This is a genomic window from Staphylococcus sp. MB377, assembly GCF_001922505.1.
GTDB lineage: Bacteria > Bacillota > Bacilli > Staphylococcales > Staphylococcaceae > Staphylococcus > Staphylococcus haemolyticus.
The window spans coordinates 1-26,113 of record NZ_MAON01000061.1 but is presented as its reverse complement, the minus strand read 5'-3'; the positions used below and the strand labels follow the sequence as shown (position 1 = coordinate 26,113).

24 protein-coding genes are annotated in these 26,113 nt (G+C 32.5%); 22 read left to right on the top strand and 2 right to left on the bottom strand.

What is annotated here, in order from left to right; all coding sequences use genetic code 11:
* Window positions 1-48 precede the first annotated feature (48 nt).
* Entirely contained in the window at window positions 49-264 is a 216-nt protein-coding gene (locus BB045_RS10505; protein WP_037537291.1) for a hypothetical protein, read from the bottom strand.
* Between the two features lie 159 nt (window positions 265-423).
* Between BB045_RS10505 and BB045_RS10500 the strand changes: the two genes are divergently transcribed.
* From BB045_RS10500 to hfq, 17 genes are all read left to right on the top strand, one after another.
* Complete coding sequence (locus BB045_RS10500) at window positions 424-1,218, top strand: TIGR00282 family metallophosphoesterase (RefSeq protein ID WP_070442348.1); 795 nt, start codon at window positions 424-426, stop codon at window positions 1,216-1,218.
* A 134-nt stretch (window positions 1,219-1,352) separates the two neighbouring features.
* Window positions 1,353-3,113, top strand: coding sequence for a 2-oxoacid:acceptor oxidoreductase subunit alpha (locus tag BB045_RS10495; RefSeq protein WP_070442351.1), 1,761 nt, complete (start codon window positions 1,353-1,355; stop codon window positions 3,111-3,113).
* Window positions 3,114-3,980, top strand: coding sequence for a 2-oxoacid:ferredoxin oxidoreductase subunit beta (locus tag BB045_RS10490; RefSeq protein ID WP_037537287.1), 867 nt, complete (start codon window positions 3,114-3,116; stop codon window positions 3,978-3,980). It begins immediately after the preceding gene.
* Window positions 3,981-4,204: 224 nt separating this feature from the next.
* Window positions 4,205-4,816 (top strand): poly-gamma-glutamate hydrolase family protein, encoded by a 612-nt coding sequence (locus tag BB045_RS10485; protein WP_070442354.1) that lies wholly within the window; start codon window positions 4,205-4,207, stop codon window positions 4,814-4,816.
* A gap of 60 nt (window positions 4,817-4,876) precedes the next feature.
* On the top strand, window positions 4,877-5,173 hold the full coding sequence (locus tag BB045_RS10480) for a thiamine-binding protein (RefSeq protein ID WP_011275907.1): 297 nt from the start codon (window positions 4,877-4,879) through the stop codon (window positions 5,171-5,173).
* A gap of 296 nt (window positions 5,174-5,469) precedes the next feature.
* Window positions 5,470-7,014: a tRNA (N6-isopentenyl adenosine(37)-C2)-methylthiotransferase MiaB gene (gene miaB / locus BB045_RS10475; RefSeq protein WP_037537282.1), complete on the top strand. Its 1,545-nt coding sequence runs from the start codon at window positions 5,470-5,472 to the stop codon at window positions 7,012-7,014.
* Window positions 7,015-7,380, top strand: a complete 366-nt coding sequence (locus BB045_RS10470) for a YlbF/YmcA family competence regulator (protein WP_070442360.1) — start codon at window positions 7,015-7,017, stop codon at window positions 7,378-7,380.
* 21 nt (window positions 7,381-7,401) lie between these two features.
* Window positions 7,402-7,893 (top strand): energy coupling factor transporter S component ThiW, encoded by a 492-nt coding sequence (gene thiW / locus BB045_RS10465; protein ID WP_011275904.1) that lies wholly within the window; start codon window positions 7,402-7,404, stop codon window positions 7,891-7,893.
* 266 nt (window positions 7,894-8,159) lie between these two features.
* The gene (mutS, locus tag BB045_RS10460; protein ID WP_070581169.1) at window positions 8,160-10,811 is read left to right on the top strand and encodes a DNA mismatch repair protein MutS; all 2,652 of its coding nucleotides are present in this window, start codon (window positions 8,160-8,162) and stop codon (window positions 10,809-10,811) included.
* A 12-nt stretch (window positions 10,812-10,823) separates the two neighbouring features.
* A complete protein-coding gene (gene mutL / locus BB045_RS10455; RefSeq protein WP_075140746.1) occupies window positions 10,824-12,836 on the top strand; it encodes a DNA mismatch repair endonuclease MutL in 2,013 nt (670 codons plus the stop codon).
* Between the two features lie 15 nt (window positions 12,837-12,851).
* Window positions 12,852-13,385: a glycerol-3-phosphate responsive antiterminator gene (locus BB045_RS10450; RefSeq protein ID WP_075140745.1), complete on the top strand. Its 534-nt coding sequence runs from the start codon at window positions 12,852-12,854 to the stop codon at window positions 13,383-13,385.
* A gap of 227 nt (window positions 13,386-13,612) precedes the next feature.
* Entirely contained in the window at window positions 13,613-14,431 is an 819-nt protein-coding gene (locus BB045_RS10445; RefSeq protein WP_011275900.1) for an MIP/aquaporin family protein, read from the top strand.
* Between the two features lie 126 nt (window positions 14,432-14,557).
* Complete coding sequence (glpK, locus tag BB045_RS10440) at window positions 14,558-16,057, top strand: glycerol kinase GlpK (protein ID WP_070439950.1); 1,500 nt, start codon at window positions 14,558-14,560, stop codon at window positions 16,055-16,057.
* 151 nt (window positions 16,058-16,208) lie between these two features.
* Window positions 16,209-17,882, top strand: coding sequence for a glycerol-3-phosphate dehydrogenase/oxidase (locus tag BB045_RS10435; protein WP_070678548.1), 1,674 nt, complete (start codon window positions 16,209-16,211; stop codon window positions 17,880-17,882).
* Between the two features lie 292 nt (window positions 17,883-18,174).
* Window positions 18,175-19,104 carry an alpha/beta fold hydrolase gene (locus tag BB045_RS10430; RefSeq protein ID WP_070439946.1) on the top strand — a complete coding sequence of 310 codons (930 nt, stop codon included), beginning with the start codon at window positions 18,175-18,177 and terminating at the stop codon, window positions 19,102-19,104.
* Between the two features lie 10 nt (window positions 19,105-19,114).
* Window positions 19,115-20,107 (top strand): tRNA (adenosine(37)-N6)-dimethylallyltransferase MiaA, encoded by a 993-nt coding sequence (gene miaA, locus BB045_RS10425; RefSeq protein WP_075140744.1) that lies wholly within the window; start codon window positions 19,115-19,117, stop codon window positions 20,105-20,107.
* The gene (gene hfq / locus BB045_RS10420; protein ID WP_070439942.1) at window positions 20,067-20,309 is read left to right on the top strand and encodes an RNA chaperone Hfq; all 243 of its coding nucleotides are present in this window, start codon (window positions 20,067-20,069) and stop codon (window positions 20,307-20,309) included. The genes miaA and hfq overlap by 41 nt, the downstream gene beginning before the upstream one ends.
* A 192-nt stretch (window positions 20,310-20,501) precedes the next feature.
* Here hfq and BB045_RS10415 read toward each other — a convergent pair whose 3' ends face one another.
* Window positions 20,502-20,978, bottom strand: a complete 477-nt coding sequence (locus BB045_RS10415; protein WP_033079986.1) for a glutathione peroxidase — start codon at window positions 20,976-20,978, stop codon at window positions 20,502-20,504.
* A gap of 109 nt (window positions 20,979-21,087) precedes the next feature.
* Between BB045_RS10415 and hflX the strand changes: the two genes are divergently transcribed.
* From hflX to BB045_RS10390, 5 genes are all read left to right on the top strand, one after another.
* Window positions 21,088-22,326, top strand: coding sequence for a GTPase HflX (gene hflX, locus BB045_RS10410; RefSeq protein ID WP_070581172.1), 1,239 nt, complete (start codon window positions 21,088-21,090; stop codon window positions 22,324-22,326).
* Between the two features lie 19 nt (window positions 22,327-22,345).
* Window positions 22,346-23,584: a methionine gamma-lyase family protein gene (locus BB045_RS10405; RefSeq protein ID WP_070439937.1), complete on the top strand. Its 1,239-nt coding sequence runs from the start codon at window positions 22,346-22,348 to the stop codon at window positions 23,582-23,584.
* A gap of 202 nt (window positions 23,585-23,786) precedes the next feature.
* Entirely contained in the window at window positions 23,787-24,152 is a 366-nt protein-coding gene (locus BB045_RS10400) for a MerR family transcriptional regulator (protein WP_011275891.1), read from the top strand.
* 20 nt (window positions 24,153-24,172) lie between these two features.
* Window positions 24,173-25,513 (top strand): type I glutamate--ammonia ligase, encoded by a 1,341-nt coding sequence (gene glnA / locus BB045_RS10395; protein WP_070439935.1) that lies wholly within the window; start codon window positions 24,173-24,175, stop codon window positions 25,511-25,513.
* Between the two features lie 302 nt (window positions 25,514-25,815).
* The coding region (locus BB045_RS10390; protein WP_142236910.1) for a transposase family protein at window positions 25,816-26,113 on the top strand (298 nt) is incomplete at its 3' end.

The window sequence follows — 26,113 nt, the reverse complement described above, 5'->3', positions numbered from 1 at the left end:
TTAAACTATTTGATGTTCATGCTTATCCTTAATTGATAGTCTTATAAATTATTTAAGTTGTAAATCTGTTTTTCTTAATTCAGAAATTATTTCTGCTGTATCATAGCAATTAGTAGCAATATTTGAATATCTTTCAGCTAAACGATAAGCGTTGATGTATAATTCAAGACTTTCTTTAGCGATATCTTCTGCATCTTCAGATTTAGATGGATTAGATTTTACCACTAATTCTGCAAACTTCTCTGGATCAATATTAATTGACATGTAAATTTTACAACTCCTATTACTTTTGATAAACCTATCTTAACATATGTTGTATACATGCTAAAGAAAATAGATATCAAATTTAAAAAGAGTATGAATATCCTCTTTTATTATAGACCTATATGAATTAAACTATTTTTATGAGAGGATGAACATTCAATGAGGATATTATTTATTGGAGATATCGTAGGTAAAGTTGGAAGAAATGCGATTGCTGAATATTTACCTAAAATAAAAAAATCATATAGACCTACTGTAAGTATCGTTAATGCTGAAAATGCAGCGCACGGTAAGGGTCTAACTGAAAAGTTATATAAACAATTATTAAGAGATGGCGTAGATTTCATGACGATGGGTAATCATACATACGGCCAACGTGAAATTTATGACTTTATTGATGATGCAAACAGAATGGTAAGACCCGCTAATTTTCCAAGTGAAGCACCTGGTGTAGGCATGAGATTTATTCAAATTAATGATATTAAATTAGCAATTATTAATTTGCAAGGCCGTTCATTTATGCAAGATATCGACGACCCTTTTAAAAAAGCTGATCAACTTATTGAAGAGGCTAAAAAAGAGACTAATTTTATATTTGTTGATTTTCATGCAGAAACGACATCAGAAAAAAATGCAATGGGATGGTATTTAGATGGTAGAGTAAGTGCGGTAGTTGGTACGCATACACACATTCAGACTTCAGATGAACGTGTACTACCGAATGGCACAGGGTATATTACTGATGTTGGTATGACAGGATATTACGATGGTATATTAGGTATTAATCGTGATGAAGTAATAGAGAGATTTATCACAAGCTTACCACAGCGTCATGTTGTGCCGGATGATGGAAGAAGTGTTCTATCTGGTGTTATTATAGATTTAGATAAAGATGGAAAAACAAAGCAAATTGAAAGAATTTTAATTAATGATGATCATCCATTTAATAAATAATTTAAAAGAAATTTATAGATGAATGAATATAGTCCATTAGTATGAATTTAAATAATTGCCACTGTTGTCATAGTAAGACGGTGGTTATTTTTGTTATGATTTATTATGAATTAATTCCACAGGAGGCATATGATATGAAATCACAAATATCATGGAAAGTGGGCGGACAACAAGGTGAAGGTATCGAATCGACTGGAGAAATCTTTGCCACAGCAATGAACCGTAAAGGTTATTATTTATATGGATATAGACATTTCTCAAGTCGTATAAAAGGTGGACATACTAATAACAAAATTAGAGTATCTACTGCACCTGTACATGCAATCAGTGATGATTTAGACATTCTAGTGGCTTTTGATCAAGAAACGATTGAATTGAATCATCATGAAATGCGTGAAGATAGCATTATTATTGCTGATGCAAAAGTTAAACCGACAAAACCTGAACAATGTCGTGCTCAACTTATTGAATTACCTTTTACTAGCACAGCTAAAGAATTAGGTACTGCATTAATGAAAAACATGGTTGCTATAGGAGCAACATGTGCAATCATGGATTTAGATACTGCAACATTTGAAACCCTTATAACTAATATGTTTACTAAAAAAGGTGAAAAAGTTGTAGAAATGAACATTGAAGCTCTAAATCAAGGTTATACATTGATGAAAGAACAATTAAATGATTTACAAGGAGACTTCAAACTACAAACGACTGAAGAGAATCCACACTTATATATGATTGGTAATGATGCTATTGGATTAGGTGCGATTTCAGCTGGTTCTCGTTTCATGGCTGCTTATCCAATTACACCGGCATCTGAAATTATGGAATATATGATTGCAAACGTCCCAAAAGTAGGCGGTACCGTAGTACAAACTGAAGATGAAATTGCTGCAGCCAATATGGCAATTGGTGCTAATTATGCAGGTGTCAGAGCATTTACTGCTAGTGCTGGTCCAGGTTTATCACTTATGATGGAAGCCATAGGCCTATCAGGTATGACTGAAACACCTTTAGTCATTATTAATACTCAACGTGGTGGACCATCTACAGGTTTACCAACCAAGCAAGAACAATCAGATTTAATGCAAATGATTTATGGTACGCATGGAGATATACCTAAAATAGTAGTTGCTCCTACAGATGCTGAAGATGCATTCTATTTAACTGTTGAGGCTTTTAATTTAGCCGAAGAATATCAATGCCCAGTAATTATATTGAGTGACTTACAATTATCGTTAGGTAAACAAACAGTCGAACGCTTAGATTATAATAAAATTCAAATACATCGTGGCGAGTTATTACAATCTGATATTGAACGTGAAGAAGGCGATAAACAATACTTTAGAAGATATGCATTAACAGGAAATGGAATATCACCTAGACCAATTCCAGGCGTTAAAGGTGGCATACACCATGTAACTGGCGTTGAACATAATGAAGAAGGTAAACCGAGTGAAGTGGCTGAAAATAGACGTCAACAAATGGAAAAAAGAATGCGTAAAACATCAAATATACTAATTGAAAAGCCTGTTGAGTTAGATGAGCATCATGAAGAAGCGGATATTCTATTTATAGGATTCATATCTAGTAAAGGTGCAATTCAAGAAGGCGCAGAAAGACTAAATGCTCAAGGTATAAAAGTAAATACAATGCAGATTCGACAACTACATCCTATGCCGAAAGATGTCATTCAAGCAGCTATCGATAAAGCATCTAGAGTTATTGTTGTTGAACATAATTATCAAGGTCAACTTTCAAATATCCTTAAAATGAATACAACTATTCAAAATAAATTAATAAATCAAACTAAGTATGATGGAACACCTTTCTTACCTCATGAAATTGAATCTAAAGGACAAAAAGTAGTAAGCGAAAGTAAGGAGTTGGTATAATTGGCTACATTTAAAGATTTTCGAAATAATGTGAAGCCAAATTGGTGCCCCGGTTGTGGTGATTTCTCAGTTCAAGCAGCTATTCAAAAGGCGGCAGCTAATGTAGGGTTAGAGCCAGAGGAAGTAGCAATTATTACTGGTATAGGTTGTTCAGGACGACTATCTGGTTACATTAATTCATACGGTGTACATGGCATACATGGACGTGCTTTACCATTAGCGCAAGGTGTTAAAATGGCTAACAAGGATTTAACAGTTATTGCTTCTGGTGGTGATGGCGATGGATACGCTATTGGTATGGGTCATACCATACACGCATTAAGACGAAATATGAATATGACTTATATTGTTATGGATAATCAAATTTATGGCTTAACTAAAGGTCAAACGTCGCCTTCATCTGCAGTAGGTTTTGTTACTAAATCTACCCCTAAAGGTAATATCGAGAAGAATGTTGCACCACTCGAATTAGCTTTATCATCAGGCGCTACATTTGTAGCACAAGGCTTTTCTAGTGATATTAAAGCATTAACTAAACTAATTGAGGATGCGATTAACCATGATGGTTTTTCTTTTGTAAATGTCTTTTCACCATGTGTAACATACAACAAAGTAAATACATATGATTGGTTTAAAGAACATTTAACTAGTTTAGAAGATATCGAAGGCTATGATACTTCAGATAAACAATTAGCAATGAAGACTGTTCTAGATCATGAATCACTAGTTAAAGGTATTGTATATCAAGATACTGAAACACCATCATATGAGTCTCAAATTGAAGAATTAAATGAAAGTGCATTATCTAAACGCGATATTCATATAACAGAAGAAGATTTTAATAACTTAACTGCTCAATTTGTATAGAAATTGTATGAGCTCACTTTAAAACGCCTTAAGTTTTGAAGTGAGTTTTTTTATAACTTTAGATTTTTTTATGGAAAATAATAACACCATAGCTTAATGATGTATAGAAAATATTAAAATATTTTAGTTTAAGTAATCATTGTTAAAAATCATTTAAATACTTATTAGAATTTATAAAATGGGAAAGAATAATAATAACATTATACTTAAGAGAGGTTTTTACAATGGATAAATATCATTCTATGAAAGAATTACAAAATGAGACAATTGAGAATGAGGATTGGGAGATAATTACTGAAGATAGAGATAGTGACGTAACGATTTTGGCAATACATGGTGGTGGAATTGAACCAGCCACTTCTGAAATTGCTAGGGTCATTGCTAATGAAGGGCAATTTAATTATTTCGCCTTTAACGGTATTCGAACAAAAGGAAACAATGAATTGCATGTGACATCTATAAACTATGATAATGATATCGCAATGAACTTTGTAAAATCTAGTGAACGTGCTGTGACAATTCATGGATGTCTTGGTGAAGAAGACGTTGCTTATATCGGTGGTAAAGATAATCAATTAAAAGAGCGTATTGCTAATGAATTAAATCAAATAGGTGTAGAAGTTAAAGAAGCACCGAGTCACATGTCTGGTGTTCAAGATGATAATATAGTTAATTGCACCAAAAATGAAGTTGGGGTACAAATAGAATTAACATCTAGTTTAAGAAAGTCTTTATTTAAAAATAATAAGTTTAATCGTAAAAGTAGAATGGATGAATCAAATTGGGATGATAAAATGTATGATTTTGGCCAAGCAATTAACTCGGCAATTAATTAAGGAAAGTTAAATAAAGGCGTGGTAAAATTAAGGTAATAATATTGAATGAGGTGATTGTTGATGCAAGACACATTAATGAGTATTCAAATCGTTCCGAAAACGCCAAACAATGAAGACGTTATACCTTATGTAGATGAGGCAATAAAAATTATTGATGATTCTGGATTGCATTTTAGAGTTGGCCCGCTTGAGACCACAGTTCAAGGTGATATGAGCGAGTGCTTAATTTTAATCCAAAAATTGCATGAACGAATGGTTGAATTAGAATGTCCGAGTATTATAAGTCAAGTTAAGTTCTACCATGTACCAGCTGGCATCACAATTGAAACGTTAACAGGAAAATATGATAACGAGTAAGTAAAGGTTAAATGAAATAAGCCTAAGACATAAATCTGTGTCTTAGGCTATATTTTTTATAATGGCAGTAGTTGACTGATCTAAAAACACCTATAACAAGCTTTTTTAATGCTAGTCAATCTTGCTTTGCTAAGATTATATCTAAATAAATATTGTAAAAATATTATTTCTATCCCACCCCATTCCACTTTTTAAATGACAAATTTATTAACTATTTCAACTCTTTTTGCACTTTATTATTAATTTTAATATAATGAACTAATGATATAAGGGCATATAGAAAGGAATTTTTTAAAGTGAACGAAGAACAAAGAAAAGCTGGTACGATAAATATCCTTGATGAACGCGATAGAAAAGTAGAAAAAGATTATAGTAAATATTTCGAAAAAATTTATCAACCACCTAGTTTAAAAGAAGCACGTAAACGTGGAAAACAAGATATAAATTATAATCGTGACTTTCATATAGAAGACAAGTTTGAAGGGATGGGCAAAGGTCGCACATTCTTAATAAAAACATATGGCTGCCAAATGAATGCACATGATACTGAGGTAATGGCAGGAATATTACAAGCCTTAGGATATACTGCCACAGAAGATATCAACGAAGCGGACGTTATTTTGATAAATACATGTGCGATTCGTGAAAACGCTGAAAATAAAGTGTTTAGTGAAATTGGTAACTTAAAACATTTAAAAAAGAATAGACCAGAAGCATTAATTGGTGTATGTGGATGTATGTCACAAGAAGAGTCAGTAGTAAATAAAATACTTAAATCATACCAAAATGTGGATATGATTTTTGGAACTCATAATATTCACAAATTACCTGAAATTTTAGAAGAAGCATACCTATCTAAAGCAATGGTTGTCGAAGTTTGGTCTAAAGAAGGCGACATTATTGAAAACCTTCCTAAAGTACGTGAAGGTAGTACAAAAGCATGGGTTAATATTATGTATGGCTGTGATAAATTCTGTACATATTGCATTGTACCCTTTACTAGAGGTAAAGAACGCAGTCGTAGACCAGAAGATATTATTGAAGAAGTTCGCGGTTTAGCGAGAGATGGTTATAAAGAAATAACTTTGCTTGGTCAAAATGTAAACTCATATGGTAAAGATATTAAGGATTTAGAGTATGGATTAGGAGATTTATTAGAAGATATTTCCAAAATTGATATTCCAAGAGTACGTTTTACTACTAGTCACCCATGGGATTTTACAGATAGAATGATTGAAGTAATAGCTAAAGGTGGCAATATTGTACCTCATATCCATCTACCCGTGCAATCAGGAAATAATGCTGTATTGAAAATTATGGGACGTAAATATACAAGAGAAAGTTATTTAGATCTAGTTAATAGAATAAAAAAATCAATACCTAATGTAGCTTTAACTACTGATATCATTGTTGGATATCCAAACGAAACTGAAGAACAATTTGAAGAGACACTATCACTATATGACGAAGTTCAATTTGAGCACGCTTATACGTATTTATACTCTCAAAGGGATGGTACACCTGCCGCAAAAATGAAAGATAATGTACCTGAAGACGTTAAAAAAGAACGATTACAACGTTTAAATAAAAAAGTAGGACATTATTCAGAAAAAGCCATGAATCAATATGAAGGCAAAACTGTAACTGTTCTATGTGAAGGTTCAAGTAAAAAAGATGATACAGTTTTAGCAGGTTATACCGAAAAGAACAAGTTAGTTAACTTTAAAGGTCCACGTGAGGCAATCGGTAAGTTAGTAAATGTTGAAATTGATGAAACAAAACAATATTCATTAAATGGTACATTCAAAGAATTTAACGATGCACCATTGGTGACAAATTAAATGTATAGTAAAGATGATATTTTAAAACAAGCCGATCAACTCACGAGTAAAATTCAAAATTTAGATCTTATAAAATCTTATCAAAATATAGAGAAACAAATTCATGAAAATCATAATATTGAAAGTAAAATGAATCGCTTAAAAAAACAACAAAAGCAATCTGTTAATTTTCAAAATTATGGGAAACAACATGCTTATCAACAATCAGAAAATGAAATTGAAGCGCTAGAACATGAAATTAATGAATTACCAATAGTGGAAGAATTTCGTTCTGCTCAGTATGAAGCAAATGATTTATTACAACTAATGATAAGCACAATGGAAGATCGTTTGAATGAACATAATGAAGATGAACATAAGGATTAATGGAAGAAAGGGATAAGCACTATGAACAATAGAAAATTGACACTTACTGCACTGTTAATTGCCACTAATGTTGTATTAAGCAGTATTATTATCATACCCTTAGGTCCTGTCAAAGCAGCACCTGTTCAACATTTCATCAATGTGTTATGTGCAGTATTTGTAGGGCCATGGTACGGTTTAGCCCAAGCATTAATTTCATCAATCATAAGAAATTTATTTGGTACTGGTAGTTTTTTTGCATTTCCTGGAAGTATGATTGGCGTGCTATTGGCTAGTGTATTCTATATGTATAGAAAACATATCTTTATGGCTGCTGTTGGTGAAGTAATTGGTACAGGCATTATAGGAAGTCTTTTATGCATACCAATGGCGTGGGTTTTAGGTATGCAAGATTTCTTCGTCAAACCCTTAATGATAGCATTTATTATTTCAAGTTTTATCGGAGCTGCTATTAGTTATTTCTTACTTATAATGTTGAAAAAAAGAGGTTTACTAGATAGATTTAAAAAATAATAATTTGGAAATAAGAGATTGATTTAGTTGATTTGAGATTATCATTCCAAAATAAAGTACAGTCGTTTATGAAACGTATGTGTTCTATATTTTGTTGTGATAATCTTTTTTATTTGTAAATTAAGATGAATCATTTTTTAACTAAACTCTAAAAAATAAATAACATCAATAAAATGAACTCACGAGCGTTGTAACATTTCATATGTTAAAATATATGAGTTAAAAGCATGTAATAAATCGGAAAAAATTAGTAAGGTTGTGAAAATATGTCTAACACGACACCGATGATGCAACAATATTTAAAAATTAAATCGCAATATCAAGATTGCTTATTATTCTTCAGATTAGGCGATTTTTATGAAATGTTTTTTGAAGATGCTAAAGAAGCGTCAAGGGTATTAGAAATTACATTAACTAAAAGAGATGCTAAAAAAGAGAATCCAATACCTATGTGTGGCGTTCCGTATCATTCCGCTAATAGCTATATTGAAACATTGATAAATAATGGTTATAAAGTAGCAATTTGTGAACAAATGGAAGATCCTAAACAAACTAAAGGTATGGTAAAACGTGAAGTAGTTAGAGTTGTAACACCTGGAACAGTCATGGAACAAGGTGGTATGGATGAAAATCAAAATAACTACATTTTAAGTTTCATTAAACAAGATAGTAACTACGCCCTTAGCTATTGTGATATTTCTACAGGAGAGTTAAAAGCCACTCAAATTGAAGATCAAGATACATTGATTAATGAAATTGTAACTATTAATCCTAATGAAATCGTTGTTAACCAAGAAATTGATGAAAATCTTAAAAAGCAAATCTATTTAACTACAGAAACTATAACAATTAGAGAATCTATTTCCGATGCAAGCTATGAAGTGAATCAATTAACTAATAATCATATGTATCTAGCAACACAACTATTACTCGATTATGTTTATCATACTCAAAAACGAGATTTGTCTCACTTAGAAACTGCAATAACGTATGCTGCAGTGGATTTTATGAAGATGGACTACTATGCTAAAAGAAATTTAGAATTAACCGAAAGTATTAGATTAAAATCTAAAAAAGGAACACTTTTATGGTTAATGGATGAAACTAAAACGCCGATGGGAGCACGTCGCCTTAAGCAATGGATAGACAGACCATTAATCAATAAAGAAAGAATTGAAGAAAGACTAAGTGTAGTAGAATCATTCATGAATCACTTTATTGAGAGAGACACATTACGAGGATATTTAAATCAAGTATATGATATAGAAAGACTTGTTGGCCGTGTCAGTTATGGCAATGTCAATGCGCGTGATTTAATTCAACTTAAACATTCAATTTCAGAGATACCTAATATTAAATCTTTACTTGAAAGTATGAATGACGTAGCATCATATCAATTTAGTTCCCTTGAACCATTAGAAGACTTATTACAAGTGTTAGAAGATAGTTTAATCGAAGAACCGCCTATTTCCATTAAGGATGGTGGTCTATTTAAACAAGGCTTTAGTAAACAATTAGATGAATACTTAGAAGCTTCTAAAAATGGAAAAGATTGGTTAGCACAATTACAAGCTAAAGAAAGAGAGCGTACAGGTATTAAATCTCTTAAAATTAGTTTTAACAAAGTGTTTGGTTATTTTATAGAAATTACACGAGCAAATTTACAAGGATTTGAACCTAGTAAATTTGGCTATCATCGTAAACAAACATTGTCCAATGCCGAACGCTTCATTACAGATGAATTGAAAGAAAAAGAAGATATTATTTTAGGTGCAGAAGATAAAGCGGTAGATCTTGAATATCAACTATTTGTTCGCCTAAGAGAACACATTAAAACGTACACTGAAAGACTACAAAAACAGGCTAAAATCATTTCTGAACTTGACTGCCTACAAAGTTTTGCTGAAATTGCACAAAAATACAACTATGTTAAACCTGAATTTAGTGATAATAAAACGCTAAGCTTAGAGAACTCTCGCCATCCTGTTGTTGAACGTGTGATGGACTACAATGACTATGTACCTAATGACTGTAAATTAGATAAAGATAACTTTATATATCTAATAACTGGTCCTAACATGTCTGGTAAGTCAACTTACATGAGACAAGTAGCAATCATAAGCATCATGGCTCAAATGGGAGCTTATGTTCCTTGTGATAAAGCAGAATTACCAATATTTGATCAAATATTCACTCGTATAGGTGCTGCAGATGATTTAGTATCAGGAAAAAGTACATTTATGGTAGAGATGTTAGAAGCACAAAAAGCATTAACTTACGCAACAGAAGATAGTTTAATAATCTTCGATGAAATTGGTAGAGGAACTTCAACATATGATGGGCTAGCGTTAGCTCAAGCAATGATTGAATATGTTGCTCAAACATCTCATGCGAAAACTTTATTCTCAACACACTATCATGAACTTACGACTTTAGATCAAGAACTACCAAATCTTAAAAATGTTCATGTGGCTGCAGATGAATATCAAGGTGAATTAATCTTCTTACATAAAGTAAAAGATGGTGCTGTAGATGATAGTTATGGTATTCAAGTAGCGAAACTAGCTAACTTGCCAGATGAAGTTATTAACCGTGCACAAGTTATATTAGATGCTTTTGAACAAAGTCAAAAGGCTTCTGATAATGAAGAGTATTCTAACATTACTGTTCTTAAAGATTCAGCCTCAGTGGAAGGGTTTGCAGATGATGACGCACAAAATGCAAATAACAATGATAAAAAGTCTCAAACAACAAAGTATGCAAATGAGAATGAATTTGAGCAAGCTTCTTTCGATTTATTTGATTCAGAAACAATGACTAGTAAAATTGAGGAACAGATTAAAAATCTTAATATATCAAACATGACGCCTATTGAAGCATTACTAAAACTAAGTGAATTACAAAACCAATTGAGATAGAGGTGTTTGAAAATGGGCAAAATTAAAGAACTACAAACCTCTTTAGCTAATAAAATAGCAGCAGGCGAAGTAGTAGAGCGTCCAAGCTCAGTTGTGAAAGAATTGCTAGAAAATGCAATCGATGCTAAATCGACAGAAATTAATATTGAGGTAGAACAATCAGGTATATCCTCAATTAGAGTAGTAGATAATGGTACTGGAATAGAACAAGATGATTTAGATTTAGTGTTTCATAGACATGCCACGAGTAAATTAGATGACGATGACGATTTATTTCATATCAGAACGTTAGGATTTCGTGGAGAGGCATTAGCAAGTATATCTTCAGTTGCTAAAGTCACACTTAAAACTTGCACTGATAGAGAAAATGGATATGAAATCTATGCAGAAAACGGAGAGATTTTAAGTCGTAAACCTGCTAAAGCTAAAAAAGGTACAGATATTACTGTTTCATCACTTTTCTACAATACACCAGCTCGCTTAAAATATATTAAAAGCTTATACACAGAGTTAGGTAAAATTACAGATATTGTGAATCGGATGGCAATGAGTCATCCTGATATACGGATTTCATTAATATCTGATGGAAAAACGTTATTAAAAACGAATGGTTCAGGTAAAACAAATGAGGTTATGGCAGAGATTTATGGTATTAAAGTAGCTAAAGATTTAGTGCACATTCAAGGTGATACAAGCGATTATCACCTTGAGGGCTTTGTGGCTAAGCCAGAACACTCAAGAAGTAACAAACATTATATATCAATTTTTATAAATGGAAGATATATTAAAAATTTTGTACTAAATAAAGCTATTATTGAAGGTTATCATACATTACTGACAATAGGACGCTACCCGATATGTTATTTAAACATAGAAATGGATCCTATATTAGTAGATGTGAACGTCCATCCAACTAAATTAGAAGTCAGATTATCTAAGGAAGAGCAATTGTATCAATTAATAGTTGAGAAAATACGTTATGCATTCAAGGATAGAATTTTAATTCCACAGAACGATTTGGATAGAACGCCTAAAAAAAATAAAGTCTTAAATCAATTTAAACAACAAAAATTAGACTTTGAAAGAAGGCAGCGTAACTCTAATCAAGACAAAACAAATTCTCAATATTATGATATGAGTGAATCTGAAGTACAAAATCCAAATTTAGATAATAATGAGTTAATTAATGAAAGTACGGAAAGCTTCGTACATAATAATAAACGTTCAGATGACAAAGATTACTTCCAAATTCAAAAAGAAATTTTGAATGATTTAGACAAAGGTGATGCATCATCATTAAATGACGAATCTACAAACGATTCAGAAGAAGTTGTAACTGAACAAAACAATAGTGATGAAGCGTCATCGAAATCTTATCAAACATTATACAGTCAGCAAGATAATAATGATATTAAAGGTAAAGTGAGTAACACACCATCTCGACGCGTTCCATATATGGAAGTCGTAGGACAAGTGCATGGCACTTATATTATTGCTCAAAATGAGAATGGCATGTTTATGATAGATCAGCATGCTGCACAAGAACGTATCAAATATGAATATTTTAGAGAAAAAATTGGCGAAGTGACTAATGAAGTTCAAGATTTATTAATACCCCTAACATTCCACTTTTCAAAAGATGAACAAATGATTATTGATCAATATCAAGATGAATTAGACAAAGTGGGTGTTCATTTAGAGCACTTTGGCGGTCATGATTATATCGTTAATAGTTACCCAGTTTGGTTCCCAAAAGCTGAAGCTGAAGAAATTATTCAAGATATGGTTGAGTTAGTATTAAACGATAAAAAAGTAAATGTTAAAAAAATGCGTGAAGATGCTGCCATCATGATGAGTTGCAAAAAATCAATAAAAGCAAATCATTATTTAAAAAATAATGAAATGGCGGATTTGATAGATCAGTTACGTGAAGCAGAAGATCCATTCACTTGTCCTCATGGCAGACCTATAATTATCAATTTCTCAAATTATGAACTTGAAAAACTATTTAAACGTGTAATGTAGAGAGGAAAATGCCGCATGAAGGAATATGTTTTACCAGCGATACGCAACATGAAAGATTTAGAGAAATTAATAAAAACAGATTATAAGATGTGCATATTATTAGATATGCATATCGGTCATTTGAAAAGTGTTATGGCTTTGCTTAAAGCGAATCAAATTGAAACTTATATTCATATTGATTTAATTAAAGGAATGGCTGTCGATGAATTTGCTTGTGAGTATATAATTCAAACTTATAATCCTAAAGGGATCGTTTCTACCAAATCTAAAGTAATTCAGAAGGCTAAATCGTTAAATAAGTTAACGATTTTTAGGGTGTTTATTATAGACAGCCAAGCATTAAGTAGAAGCATCAACTTAATTAAGAAGGTTGAACCAGATTTCGTTGAAGTATTACCTGGGATTGCACATAAAATAGTTAAAATTATTGATGAAGAAACCCCTTCAAAAGTTATAGCAGGTGGTTTAATTAATGAAGAAAGTGAAATTGTTCAAGCACTTGATAGCGGGGCAAGTTACGTTACAACAAGCAATCGTTTATTATGGTAGATATCATCGTAAACAATTTTGCTGTAATTTAAAATCTTAAAAAAACGATCATAACAATTTTTCAAACAATTTAAATGTGACAAATTTTTAACAAAAGTATTGACAACGCTTACAAACTTTTTGTATTATTTAAACAAGTTAATATTAGATTAAGAGACGAAGAGATTTCTGCAATGCCTTTATTAGCGCTTTTGTAGGAATCTTTTTGTCTTATAGGAGGATTCGTCATGAATGTATATTTAGCAGAATTTATTGGTACTGCTATTCTTATCCTTTTCGGTGGTGGCGTTTGTGCCAACGTCAATTTAAAGCGAAGTGCTGGACAGGATTCTGATTGGATAGTAATTGCAGCAGGTTGGGGATTAGCCGTGTCAATGGGCGCTTACGCAGTTGGTAAATTTTCAGGTGCACATTTAAATCCAGCGGTTTCAATTGCTTTAGCGATGGATGGAAGTTTTAGTTGGGCTCAAGTACCTGGCTATATTATCTGTCAAATGCTTGGAGGTATCTTTGGCGGTGTATTAGTTTGGTTAATGTATTTACCACATTGGAAGGCAACTGAAGATCAGGGTGCAAAGTTAGGTGTATTCTCTACAGCACCTGCTATTAAGAATTATTTTGCAAACTTTTTAAGTGAGATTATTGGTACAGCAATCTTATGTTTAGGTATCTTATTTATCGGTGTAAATAAAATTGCAGATGGAATGAATCCACTTATTGTTGGTGGCTTAATCGTGGCTATTGGCTTAAGCTTAGGTGGTCCGACTGGATATGCAATTAATCCAGCACGTGATTTAGGACCAAGAATCGCTCATGCTATATTACCAATTGCAGGTAAAGGTGGTTCTAATTGGGGATACGCGATAGTACCTGTATTAGGACCTATAGCTGGAGGTATGCTTGGAGCAGTTATTTATAAAGTATTTTATAAAGGTCAATTTGATTTAATTTGTGCGGTAGGTATTTTACTAGTAATAGCAACATTAGTATTAGGTTTAGTTTTAAACAAATCTAATAAATCAAATGATATTGAGTCTATTTATTAATTTAATAAATATCTTAAATTAGTGGTTAATTTTTTTGGAAAAGTGCTATACATATAGTACACTTCCTTATTATTCAAAATTAAAAAATAAATGTTTTTATTCACATATCAGAAAGGGAGAAAATTTATGGAAAAATACATCATGTCGATTGACCAAGGAACAACAAGTTCAAGAGCCATTCTATTTGATAAAGAAGGCGATATTAAAGGTGTTGCACAAAGAGAATTTAAGCAATACTTCCCTAAATCAGGTTGGGTAGAGCACGATGCTAATGAAATTTGGACTTCAGTATTAGCAGTTATGACTGAAGTATTAAATGAAAATGAAATTAATGCTGACCAAATTGAGGGTATTGGAATTACCAACCAACGTGAAACTACAGTTATTTGGGATAAAAATACTGGACGTCCAATATACCATGCAATTGTTTGGCAATCCCGTCAAACACAATCAATTTGTCATGAATTAAAGGAACAAGGTCATGAAGAAACATTCCGCAATAAAACTGGATTATTGTTAGATCCTTACTTCGCTGGTACAAAAGTTAAATGGATTCTTGATAATGTTGATGGAGCTAGAGAAAAAGCTGAAAATGGTGATTTATTATTCGGTACAATTGATACATGGCTAGTTTGGAAGTTATCTGGTGGAGAAGCACATATTACAGATTATTCAAATGCTAGTCGTACTTTAATGTATAATATTTACGATTTAAAATGGGATGATGAGCTACTTGATTTATTAAATGTACCTAAACAATTATTACCGGAAGTTAAAGAATCTAGTGAAATTTACGCTCACACTAAAGATTATCATTTCTTCGGTCAAGAGGTACCGATTTCAGGTATTGCTGGTGACCAACAAGCAGCACTATTTGGACAAGCTTGTTTCGAACGTGGAGATGTTAAAAATACTTATGGTACAGGCGGCTTTATGTTAATGAATACTGGTGAAGCCCCAGTTAAATCTGAAAGTGGGTTGTTAACTACTATTGCATACGGCTTAGACGGTAAAGTCAATTATGCACTTGAGGGTTCTATCTTTGTTTCAGGTTCAGCAATTCAATGGTTACGTGATGGATTAAGAATTATAAATTCTGCACCTCAATCAGAGAATTATGCTACACGTGTTGATTCTACAGATAATGTTTACTTCGTACCAGCATTTGTAGGATTAGGTACACCTTATTGGGATTCAGAAGCTAGAGGTGCTATATTTGGTTTAAGTCGCGGTACTGAAAAAGAACACTTTATTCGTGCGACTTTAGAATCTTTATGCTATCAAACTCGTGATGTTATGGAAGCTATGTCTAAAGACTCTAAGATTGAAGTGAACAATTTACGTGTTGACGGTGGCGCAGTTAAAAATAACTTTATCATGCAATTCCAAGCTGATATTGTAAATACTGCTGTAGAACGCCCTGAAATACAAGAAACGACAGCATTAGGTGCAGCTTATTTAGCAGGATTAGCTGTTGGTTTCTGGGATAGTAAAGATGAAATAGCAAATAGATGGCAATTAGAAACAGAATTTACACCACAGATGTCTGAAGAAGACAGAACTAAGTTGTATAAAGGTTGGAAAAAAGCAGTTGAAGCTACTCAGGTCTTTAAATTGGAAGATTAATCTCTAAACATGGCTTAGTTTATTGAAGTGTGATATGATTAAATTAAGTTAATACATCAGTCGAGATTTGAGAGACCTGTTACATACAGTTTGATTCTGTATGGATAGGTCTCTCTTTTTCGCATATATAAAATATCGGAGGGGTATATTTATGGCTTTATCAACATTAAATAGAGAAGTGATTAAGAAAAATTTACAAAATGAAGAATACGATGTCGTTATTATAGGTGGCGGTATTACAGGTGCAGGTATTGCATTAGATGCGTCTCAACGAGGAATGAAAGTAGCTTTAGTAGAAATGCAAGATTTTGCTCAAGGTACAAGTTCTCGTTCTACTAAACTTGTTCACGGTGGTTTAAGATATTTAAAACAAGCTCAAATCAAAGTTGTAGCTGAAACGGGTAAAGAACGTGCGATTGTTTATGAAAATGGCCCTCATGTAACTACTCCTGAATGGATGTTATTACCAATGCACAAAGGCGGAACGTTTGGTAAATTCACAACTAATTTAGGTTTAACTGCTTATGATCGTTTAGCAGGCGTAAAAAAATATGAACGCAAGAAAATGTTAAGCAAAAAACAAACATTAAATAAAGAGCCATTGGTAAAAAAAGATGGACTTAAAGGTGGCGGTTATTACGTTGAATACCGTACTGATGATGCACGTTTAACAATTGAAGTTATGAAACGTGCTGAAGAAAATGGTGCAGAGATTTTAAATCACACGAAATCTACAGATTTCATTTACGATTCTAAATCAAAAGTAAGAGGTATTGAAGTTCAAGATCAACTTACTGGTGAAATGTATGAAATTAACGCTAAAAAAGTTATTAATGCAGCAGGCCCTTGGGTAGATGAAGTTCGTAAAAAAGATTATACACGTAACAATAAACAATTACGTTTAACTAAAGGTGTCCATGTAGTCATTGATCAATCTAAGTTTCCATTAAGACAAGCTGTTTATTTTGACACTGAAAAAGATGGTCGAATGATCTTTGCAATTCCACGTGAAGGTAAAGCATACGTTGGAACTACAGATACTTTCTATGATAATGACAAAACAAAACCTTTAACAACACAGGAAGATAGAGATTATCTAATTGATGCGATTAACTATATGTTCCCAGATGTTAATGTGAAAGATGAAGATATCGAATCAACTTGGGCAGGAGTTAGACCTTTAATTTTAGAAGATGGAAAAGACCCTTCTGAAATTTCACGTAAAGATGAAATTTGGGAAGGTAAATCAGGCTTATTAACAATCGCTGGTGGTAAATTAACAGGTTATCGTCATATGGCGCTTGAAATCGTAGATTTATTAGCTAAGCGCTTGAAACAAGAATATAAATTGACATTTGCTGAATGTAAAACAAAACATACACCAATTTCTGGTGGTGATGTAGGTGGTAGCGCTAACTTTGAAAGTTTCGTGGAACGCAAAGTTGAAGAAGGTAAAGCGATTGGACTTCAAGCCGAAGTTGCCAAACGTTTAGCTTCTAAATATGGTTCTAACGTAGATAAACTATTTAACATCGCACAAATTGCACAAGACAAAGATTTAAATTTACCATTAGAATTGTACGTTGAGTTAGTATATAGTGTACAAAATGAAATGGTGTTTAAACCAACGGATTTCTTAATTCGCAGATCTGGTAAACTTTATTTCAATATGAATGAAGTTAAACAATATAAAGATGCAGTTGTTGAAGAACTTGCTAAATTACTAAATTATACACAAAGTCAACAAAACGAATTTACTAAAGAAATTAATGTTGCAATTGAAGAAGCAACTCGTGGAAATGAACAACTTGCAGTATTAAAATAAATTTAGTATTTATGTTTTGAAATTTAACATTTTTGATTAAATTCAAATATGATACTGCTAACTAACTAGTAAATTAATTTTAAACTTCAAATTCGCAGTTAATATCTGAACTGAGGGAGCTTAAATATGAAGCTCATCTCAGTTCATTTTTTATAAAATAAAGTAATTTTATGTTATAAAGCTTTAGTTGTTAAAATGAGTCTAACAATTTGATAACATTAAGAATGAAAGGTATATTAAAAAGAATATAAGCTTTAAGGATTAAGTTATAATTTCACAAGGAGGCATATGCGTGAGTCAACAATCATTCAAAATTACCGTTGAAGACGGCACTATGATTGAAGTAAAAGTAGATAAGGCTAAGATTGCAACATTTGGTGTCGTCCATATTTTTCACGGTATGGCTGAGCATATGGATCGATATGAAGCACTTGTGCAAGCTTTAACACATCAAGGATATGATGTTATTCGACATAATCATCGAGGGCATGGTATTGATATTGATGAAAACGAAAGAGGTCATTACGATGAAATGAATATCATTGCACAAGATGCATATGAAATAGCTCAAACACTTCACGGTTCAGATAACAATATTCCATATATCGTTTTGGGACATTCAATGGGCTCAATTATTGCGCGTTTATTTGTAGAGAAATATCCAGATATTGCGCAAGGTTTAATTCTCACTGGTACTGGTCAATATCCAAAATATAAAGGGATTCCAGCCATCATCGTTTTAAAATTAATAACTTTAATTTTTGGGAAGCGCAGTTGCCTAGAATGGGTAAATCAATTTGTTTATAAATCGTTTAATAAAAAGATAGACCAACCTGAAACAAGTAGTGATTGGCTATCATCTAAACGCGATGAAATTAAAAAATTTGTTAAGGATGATTACACTGGTTTCTTAGTGTCAAACCAATTAATTTACCAAACCGTTAAGAATATGATACGTACAGCTAATAATAATCAACTTAAAAAAATGAATGAACTATTACCAATACTTCTAATTTCTGGTAAGGATGATCCATTTGGAGATTATGGGAAAGGTATACGTAAATTAGGAAAGAAATTCAAACGTGCTGGAATAAATCATATAACAGTCCAACTATATGCTAATAGAAGACATGAAATTTTATTTGAAGATGAAAAAGAAATGATTTGGAGTCATATGTTTGAATGGATCCAAAAACAAGTGTTAAAGAAAAAAATAAAGTGAGGGATAACTATTGAGTAACGTCAATAAACCGTTTTTAGTAGTTATAGTAGGTCCAACTGCATCAGGTAAAACAGAGTTAAGTATTGAACTTGCTAAACAAATTAACGGTGAAATCATTAGTGGGGATTCCATGCAAGTTTATAAACAAATGGACATTGGTACAGCTAAAGTTACTAATGAAGAGATGGATGGAATTCCTCATTATATGATTGATATTTTAAATCCAGATGACTCATTTTCTGTGTACGATTTCAAATTACGAGCTCAAGCACTAATAGAAGATATAACTTCAAGAGGAAAGATACCGATCATAGCAGGAGGAACAGGGTTATATATACAATCGTTAATATATGATTATCCTTTTGATGATGAGACAGTTTCAAAAGAAGTTGAACAGAAAACACAGATACAATTACAAAAATTAGAACAATTAACTAATCAAGAAGTGCATGATTATTTAGCTACATTTGATCCACAATCTGCTAAAGACATACATCCAAATAATAGAAAAAGAGTGCTTAGAGCGATTGAATATTACTTAAATACAAAAAAACTTATAAGTTCTCGCAAGAAAGTACAACAATTTACAGAAAATTATGATACATTATTAATAGGGATTGAAATGTCGCGCAAAACATTATATTCAAGAATAAATAAACGTGTAGATATTATGTTGGGCCACGGATTATTTAATGAAGTGAAGAATCTAGTAGAACAGGGTTATGAATCTACTCAAAGTATGCAAGCAATTGGTTATAAAGAGCTGGTACCTGTTGTGAATGGTGAGTCATCAATAGACCAAGCAGTTGAAACGTTAAAACAACATTCTAGACAATATGCTAAGCGACAATTGACATGGTTCAAGAATAAATTGACTGTTCAATGGTTTAATAGAGAGACAATGCCACTTCAAATGATGTTAGATGAGATTACAACCCAAATAAATAAAAGGAGTTCTAAACATGATTGCAAACCACAACATCCAAGATCAAGCACTAGATAACTTTAAATCACAACAAACAGAAGTTACAGTTTTCTTTTTAAACGGCTTTCAAATGAAAGGTGTTATTGAAGACTTTGACAAATATGTTGTAAGTTTAGTTTCTCAAGGTAAACAACATTTGATATACAAACATGCGATCAGCACATTTACTGTAGAGACTGAAATTTCAGATTCTGAAGAATCAGTAAATAGTGAAGAATAAGTTGTAATTAAAGTGCAACGTTGCAAGTTCTTAAGAGCGTAGACAACGGTCTTAATGAAAGTGTAACTTGTAATAAACTCATCAAATTTTAGCACTTTTGACAAATAGAGGAATGTTTGTAATATAAAAAGCTTCATTATAGAGTTGCTATTTCACTCTATAATGAAGCTTTTTATTGTATTAAAACAATATCTATAATAATTTTTCAATATCTTTTTCGATTTGTGCTGGTTTCTTTTGAGGTGAGAAACGGCTTACAACGTTACCATCACGATCAACTAAGAATTTAGTGAAGTTCCATTTGATTTTTTCACTTAACATTCCTTTAGCTGCATCAGTTAAGTAGCGGAATAAAGGATGTTGATTTTCACCTTTGACATCTACTTTTTCATGGATAGGGAAAGTCACACCGTAATTAATTTTACAGTTTTGATTAGCTTCTGCACCTGAACCAGGTTCTTGGCCACCAAATTGATTACATGGAAAACCTAATATCACAAAACCTTGGTCTTTGTATTTTTCATACAATGCTTGTAAGCCTTCAAATTGTGGCGTGAAACCACATTCACTAGCAGTATTAACGATTAGCATTACTTTGCCTTTGTATTCTTCTAATTTATAATCTTCACCATTGGACTTTTGTACAACAAAATCATATATATTTTCCATAGTATCACCCTTTCGATATAAGTTTAATGTAACATAATTTTAGTGGATAGTCTTTGCATAGACACTATGATAGAATATTTGAGAAACATATAAGAAGGAGATGTATAACATGACTCAGCAAATTACTCATGAAACAAAGAAAAAATTGGAAACTGCTGTATTAGTCGGTGTACATGCTCAAAATGATAACGAATTTAATTTTGATTCAACGATGGAAGAATTAGAAGCTCTATCTTTAACTTGTCAGCTAGATGTTAAAGGACAAGTTACTCAAAATAGAGAACAAGTCGATCATAAATATTACGTTGGTAAAGGTAAGATTGATGAACTTAAAGCTTTTATTGAATTCCATGATATAGACGTCGTAGTAACGAATGATGAGTTAACTACCGCTCAATCAAAAACATTAAATGATAATTTGGGCATTAAAATTATCGATAGAACACAATTGATTTTAGAAATATTTGCCTTAAGAGCTAGCAGTCGCGAAGGTAAATTACAAGTCGAATTAGCGCAATTAGATTATTTATTGCCAAGACTTCAAGGACATGGTAAGAGTTTATCAAGACTAGGTGGTGGCATAGGTACACGTGGTCCTGGTGAAACGAAGTTAGAAATGGACAGACGTCATATTCGAACACGTATGAATGAAATTAAACATCAATTAAAAACTGTAGTGGAACACAGGGAACGTTATCGTAGCAAACGTGAACAAAATCAAGTCTTTCAGATTGCACTCGTTGGTTATACGAATGCGGGGAAATCGTCATGGTTTAATGTATTATCTGGCGAAGGAACCTTTGAAAAAGATTTACTCTTTGCAACATTAGATCCTAAAACACGTCAAATTCAAATAAATGATGGATTTAATTTAATTATTTCAGATACTGTAGGTTTCATTCAAAAGTTACCAACGACCTTGATTGCCGCCTTCAAATCAACTTTAGAAGAAGCAAAAGGTGCAGATTTATTATTACATGTTGTTGACGCAAGCCATCCAGAATACCGTTCTCAATATGATACAGTAAATCAATTGATTAATGATTTAGATATGAATCAAATACCACAAGCGGTTATATTTAATAAGAAGGATCAATGTGGTGATAGTGATGATAAACCATTACCTGCGTCTACATCCATCTTTGTCTCTAGCCGTGATGAAGAAGATAAATTAAAAGTAAAGGCATTTTTAATAGATCAAGTTAAATCAACACTGAGTTTCTATGAAGAGATTGTCCCTAGTACAAACGCAGATAGACTTTATTTCTTAAAGCAGCATACACTCATAGAAGAAATGAATTTTGATGCTGAAAATGAAACTTACGTCATTACTGGATATAAAAAATGATAAAAGGAAGTATATGAAAATGTCAGATATTACATCAATGGTTAAAGACGTAGAGAAGACGTTGGTACCATATTTTAAAGAAATAGAAGAAATTGCATATAGTAATCAGGAAAAAGTTCTGAATGCTTTTCATTACGTTAAAGCTACCGAGAGTGATTTAGTTGGAAGTACAGGATATGGATATGATGATTTTGGTCGGGACCATTTGGAAGAAATCTATGCACATACTTTTAAAGCTGAAGATGCTATTGTGCGCCCGCAAATCATTTCTGGTACACATGCGATTACTCTAGCACTTCAAAGTACACTTAAATACGGAGATGAATTATTATATATTACTGGAAGTCCATATGATACGTTGCTTGAAGTTATAGGGGTAAATGGAAATGGCATTGAAAGCTTGAAAGAACATGGTGTCGAATTTAAAGAAGTCCCTTTAAAAGATGGACAAATAGATATAAATACTACAATTGAAACCATTTCAAACAAAACAAAAGTAGTGGCAATTCAACGTTCCAAAGGATACGACCAAAGACCTTCAATCACTATTGACGAAATTGAATCAGCTATTCATGCAATTAAAAAACAATATCCGAACGTCACTGTTTTTGTAGATAACTGTTATGGAGAATTTGTCGAGGAACGTGAACCTATTGAAGTTGGTGCAGATCTGATAGCAGGTTCACTAATCAAGAACCCAGGCGGTGGTCTAGCTAAGATTGGTGGTTATATAGCCGGACGTAAAGATTTAATCGAACGTTGTGGTTATCGATTAACAGCTCCTGGTATCGGTAAAGAGGCCGGCGCTTCTTTATATTCATTACAAGAAATGTATCAAGGATTCTTCCTAGCACCACACGTAGTTAGTCAAAGTTTGAAAGGTGCATTATTTACAAGCTTACTCCTTGAAAAAATGAAAATGAAAACAGTTCCTAAATATAATGTTAAACGTACTGATTTAATACAAACTGTCCAATTTGATACTAAAGAACAAATGATAGCATTTTGCCAAAGTATTCAACATGCTTCACCAATTAATGCTCATTTTAGTCCAGAACCAAGCTATATGCCTGGTTATGAAGATGATGTCATTATGGCAGCCGGTACTTTTGTTCAAGGGTCTTCAATTGAATTGTCTGCAGATGGACCTATTAGACCACCGTATGAAGCTTATGTACAAGGCGGATTAACATATGAACATGTTAAATTAGCTGTTACACGTGCAGTTACTTATTTAAAAGAACAAAACTTGATATAGAAAAATGTATCCCTACTTGAATTGAGTAGGGATTTTTTGAAAAATTTATAATTCAATATAAATTACCTGGTATAAAAGACCTTGTAATTACAATTAAATATAGCTTTTGAAATCACATGTAAGAAAACCTGACATATTTTTGTAATACGCTTTAAACTATGCTAAATTAGTATCAAGTTCAAAAGTAGAGGTGAGGTTATTAATGTCTAACGATAAAATCAGACGTAATATGGCCGTGTTCTCTATGAGTGTTGTTTGTAAATTAACAGAACTTACTGCAAGACAAATCCGCTACTATGAAACACATGAACTTGTCATGCCCGAGCGTACAGAAGGAAATAAGCGATTATTCTCGTTAAATGATTTAGAACGTCTCCTCGAAATTAAATCTTTGATTGAGAAGGGATTTAACCTTAAAGGAATTAAACAAATCATAACTAATAATCAAGGGCATTTAACATCAGATGAGCAAGAGATTAGAAAAAGAATGATTGTAGACGCAACGCAGAAACCACCTGGTGAAGCTTTGCCAATAAATCGTGGCGATTTATCACGGTTTATTAAATAAATTTTTGGAGGATTTCTACCATGCCTAAACGTACATTTAGTAAAGATGACATTCGTAAATTTGCAAAAGAAGAAAACGTAAGATATCTAAGATTACAATTCACTGATATCTTAGGCACAATTAAAAATGTTGAAGTTCCAGTAAGCCAATTAGAAAAAGTGTTAGATAATGAAATGATGTTTGATGGATCTTCAATCGAAGGTTTCGTACGTATCGAAGAATCTGACATGTATTTATGCCCAGATTTAGATACTTGGGTTATCTTCCCATGGACTGCCGGTCAAGGTAAAGTAGCTCGTTTAATTTGTGATGTTTATACTACTGACGGTGAACCATTTGCTGGTGATCCACGTAACAACCTAAAACGTGTGTTGAAAGAAATGGAAGATATGGGCTATACAGATTTCAACTTAGGGCCTGAACCAGAGTTCTTCTTATTCAAATTAGATGAAAAAGGTGAACCAACATTAGAATTAAATGATAATGGTGGTTACTTCGACTTAGCACCAACTGACTTAGGTGAAAATTGTCGTCGTGACATCGTCCTTGAATTAGAAGATATGGGCTTTGATATCGAAGCAAGTCACCATGAAGTAGCACCAGGTCAACACGAAATTGACTTCAAATATGCAGATGCAATTTCAGCATGTGACAACATTCAAACATTTAAATTAGTTGTTAAAACAATTGCACGTAAACATAATTTACATGCGACATTTATGCCAAAACCATTATTTGGTGTAAATGGAAGTGGTATGCACTTCAACGTATCTTTATTCAAAGGGAAAGAAAATGCATTCTTTGATCCAAACGGTAAAGACCAATTAACTGAAGATGCTTATCACTTTACTGCGGGCATCTTAAATAATGCACGTGGATTTACAGCAGTATGTAACCCATTAGTTAATTCATATAAGCGTTTAGTACCTGGTTACGAAGCGCCATGTTACATTGCTTGGAGTGGTAAAAACCGTTCTCCATTAGTACGTGTACCTACTTCAAGAGGTTTATCAACTCGTATTGAAGTACGTTCAGTTGACCCAGCTGCTAACCCTTACATGGCATTAGCAACAATCCTACAAGCTGGTTTGGATGGTATTAAGAACAAAACTAAAGTCCCAGAACCAGTCAACCAAAATATTTATGAAATGAACCGTGAAGAACGTGAAGCTGTAGGTATCCAAGATTTACCTTCAACACTTTACACTGCATTAAAAGCTATGCGCGAAAATGACACAGTTAAAAAAGCGTTAGGTAATCACATTTACAACCAATTTATTAACTCTAAATCAATTGAATGGGATTATTATAGAACTCAAGTGTCTGAATGGGAACGCGATCAATACATGAAACAATACTAATCGCTAAGCAAAAAGGGGAAAGACTTAGGGATACAAGGAGTTAAGGCACTTGCCTTAGCTTCTTTTTTATGTTTGAAAAGTTAAATTTACTTGACCATTTTTGTGAAGAAATTAAAATTGGTCAAATTTTGGTCAAGTACACTTTAAAATACATTCTTAATATACTTCTCAAAATTTTCTTTAGCATCATCATTCATTGTTTGTTAAATGACTATACTTTTTATGTTTGAATACAAAAATGGCGCAATTACCTCTATAATTATTAGTTACCACACAAAATAAAAAAGAAAGGTAATGCGCCTATGTGTAAGTCTATATTAAATACATTAAGAATTAAAGATAAAAATCTAAATTTTTCAGATGAAGTGATTGAGAAAAAACATAAAGGACGAATGAGCTTATTTTACTATGCCGAGCTCACTTATCAACCTACACATTGTGAAAATTGTTCAACTAAAAATGAAAATTTCTCAATAGTAAAAAATGGTAAGAAAACCTCAACGATTACTTTACTTAAAATTATGGAAATGCCCGCTTATTTAGAACTTCAAAAACAAAGATTTTATTGTAAATCATGTGACAGTCATTTTACTGCTAAAT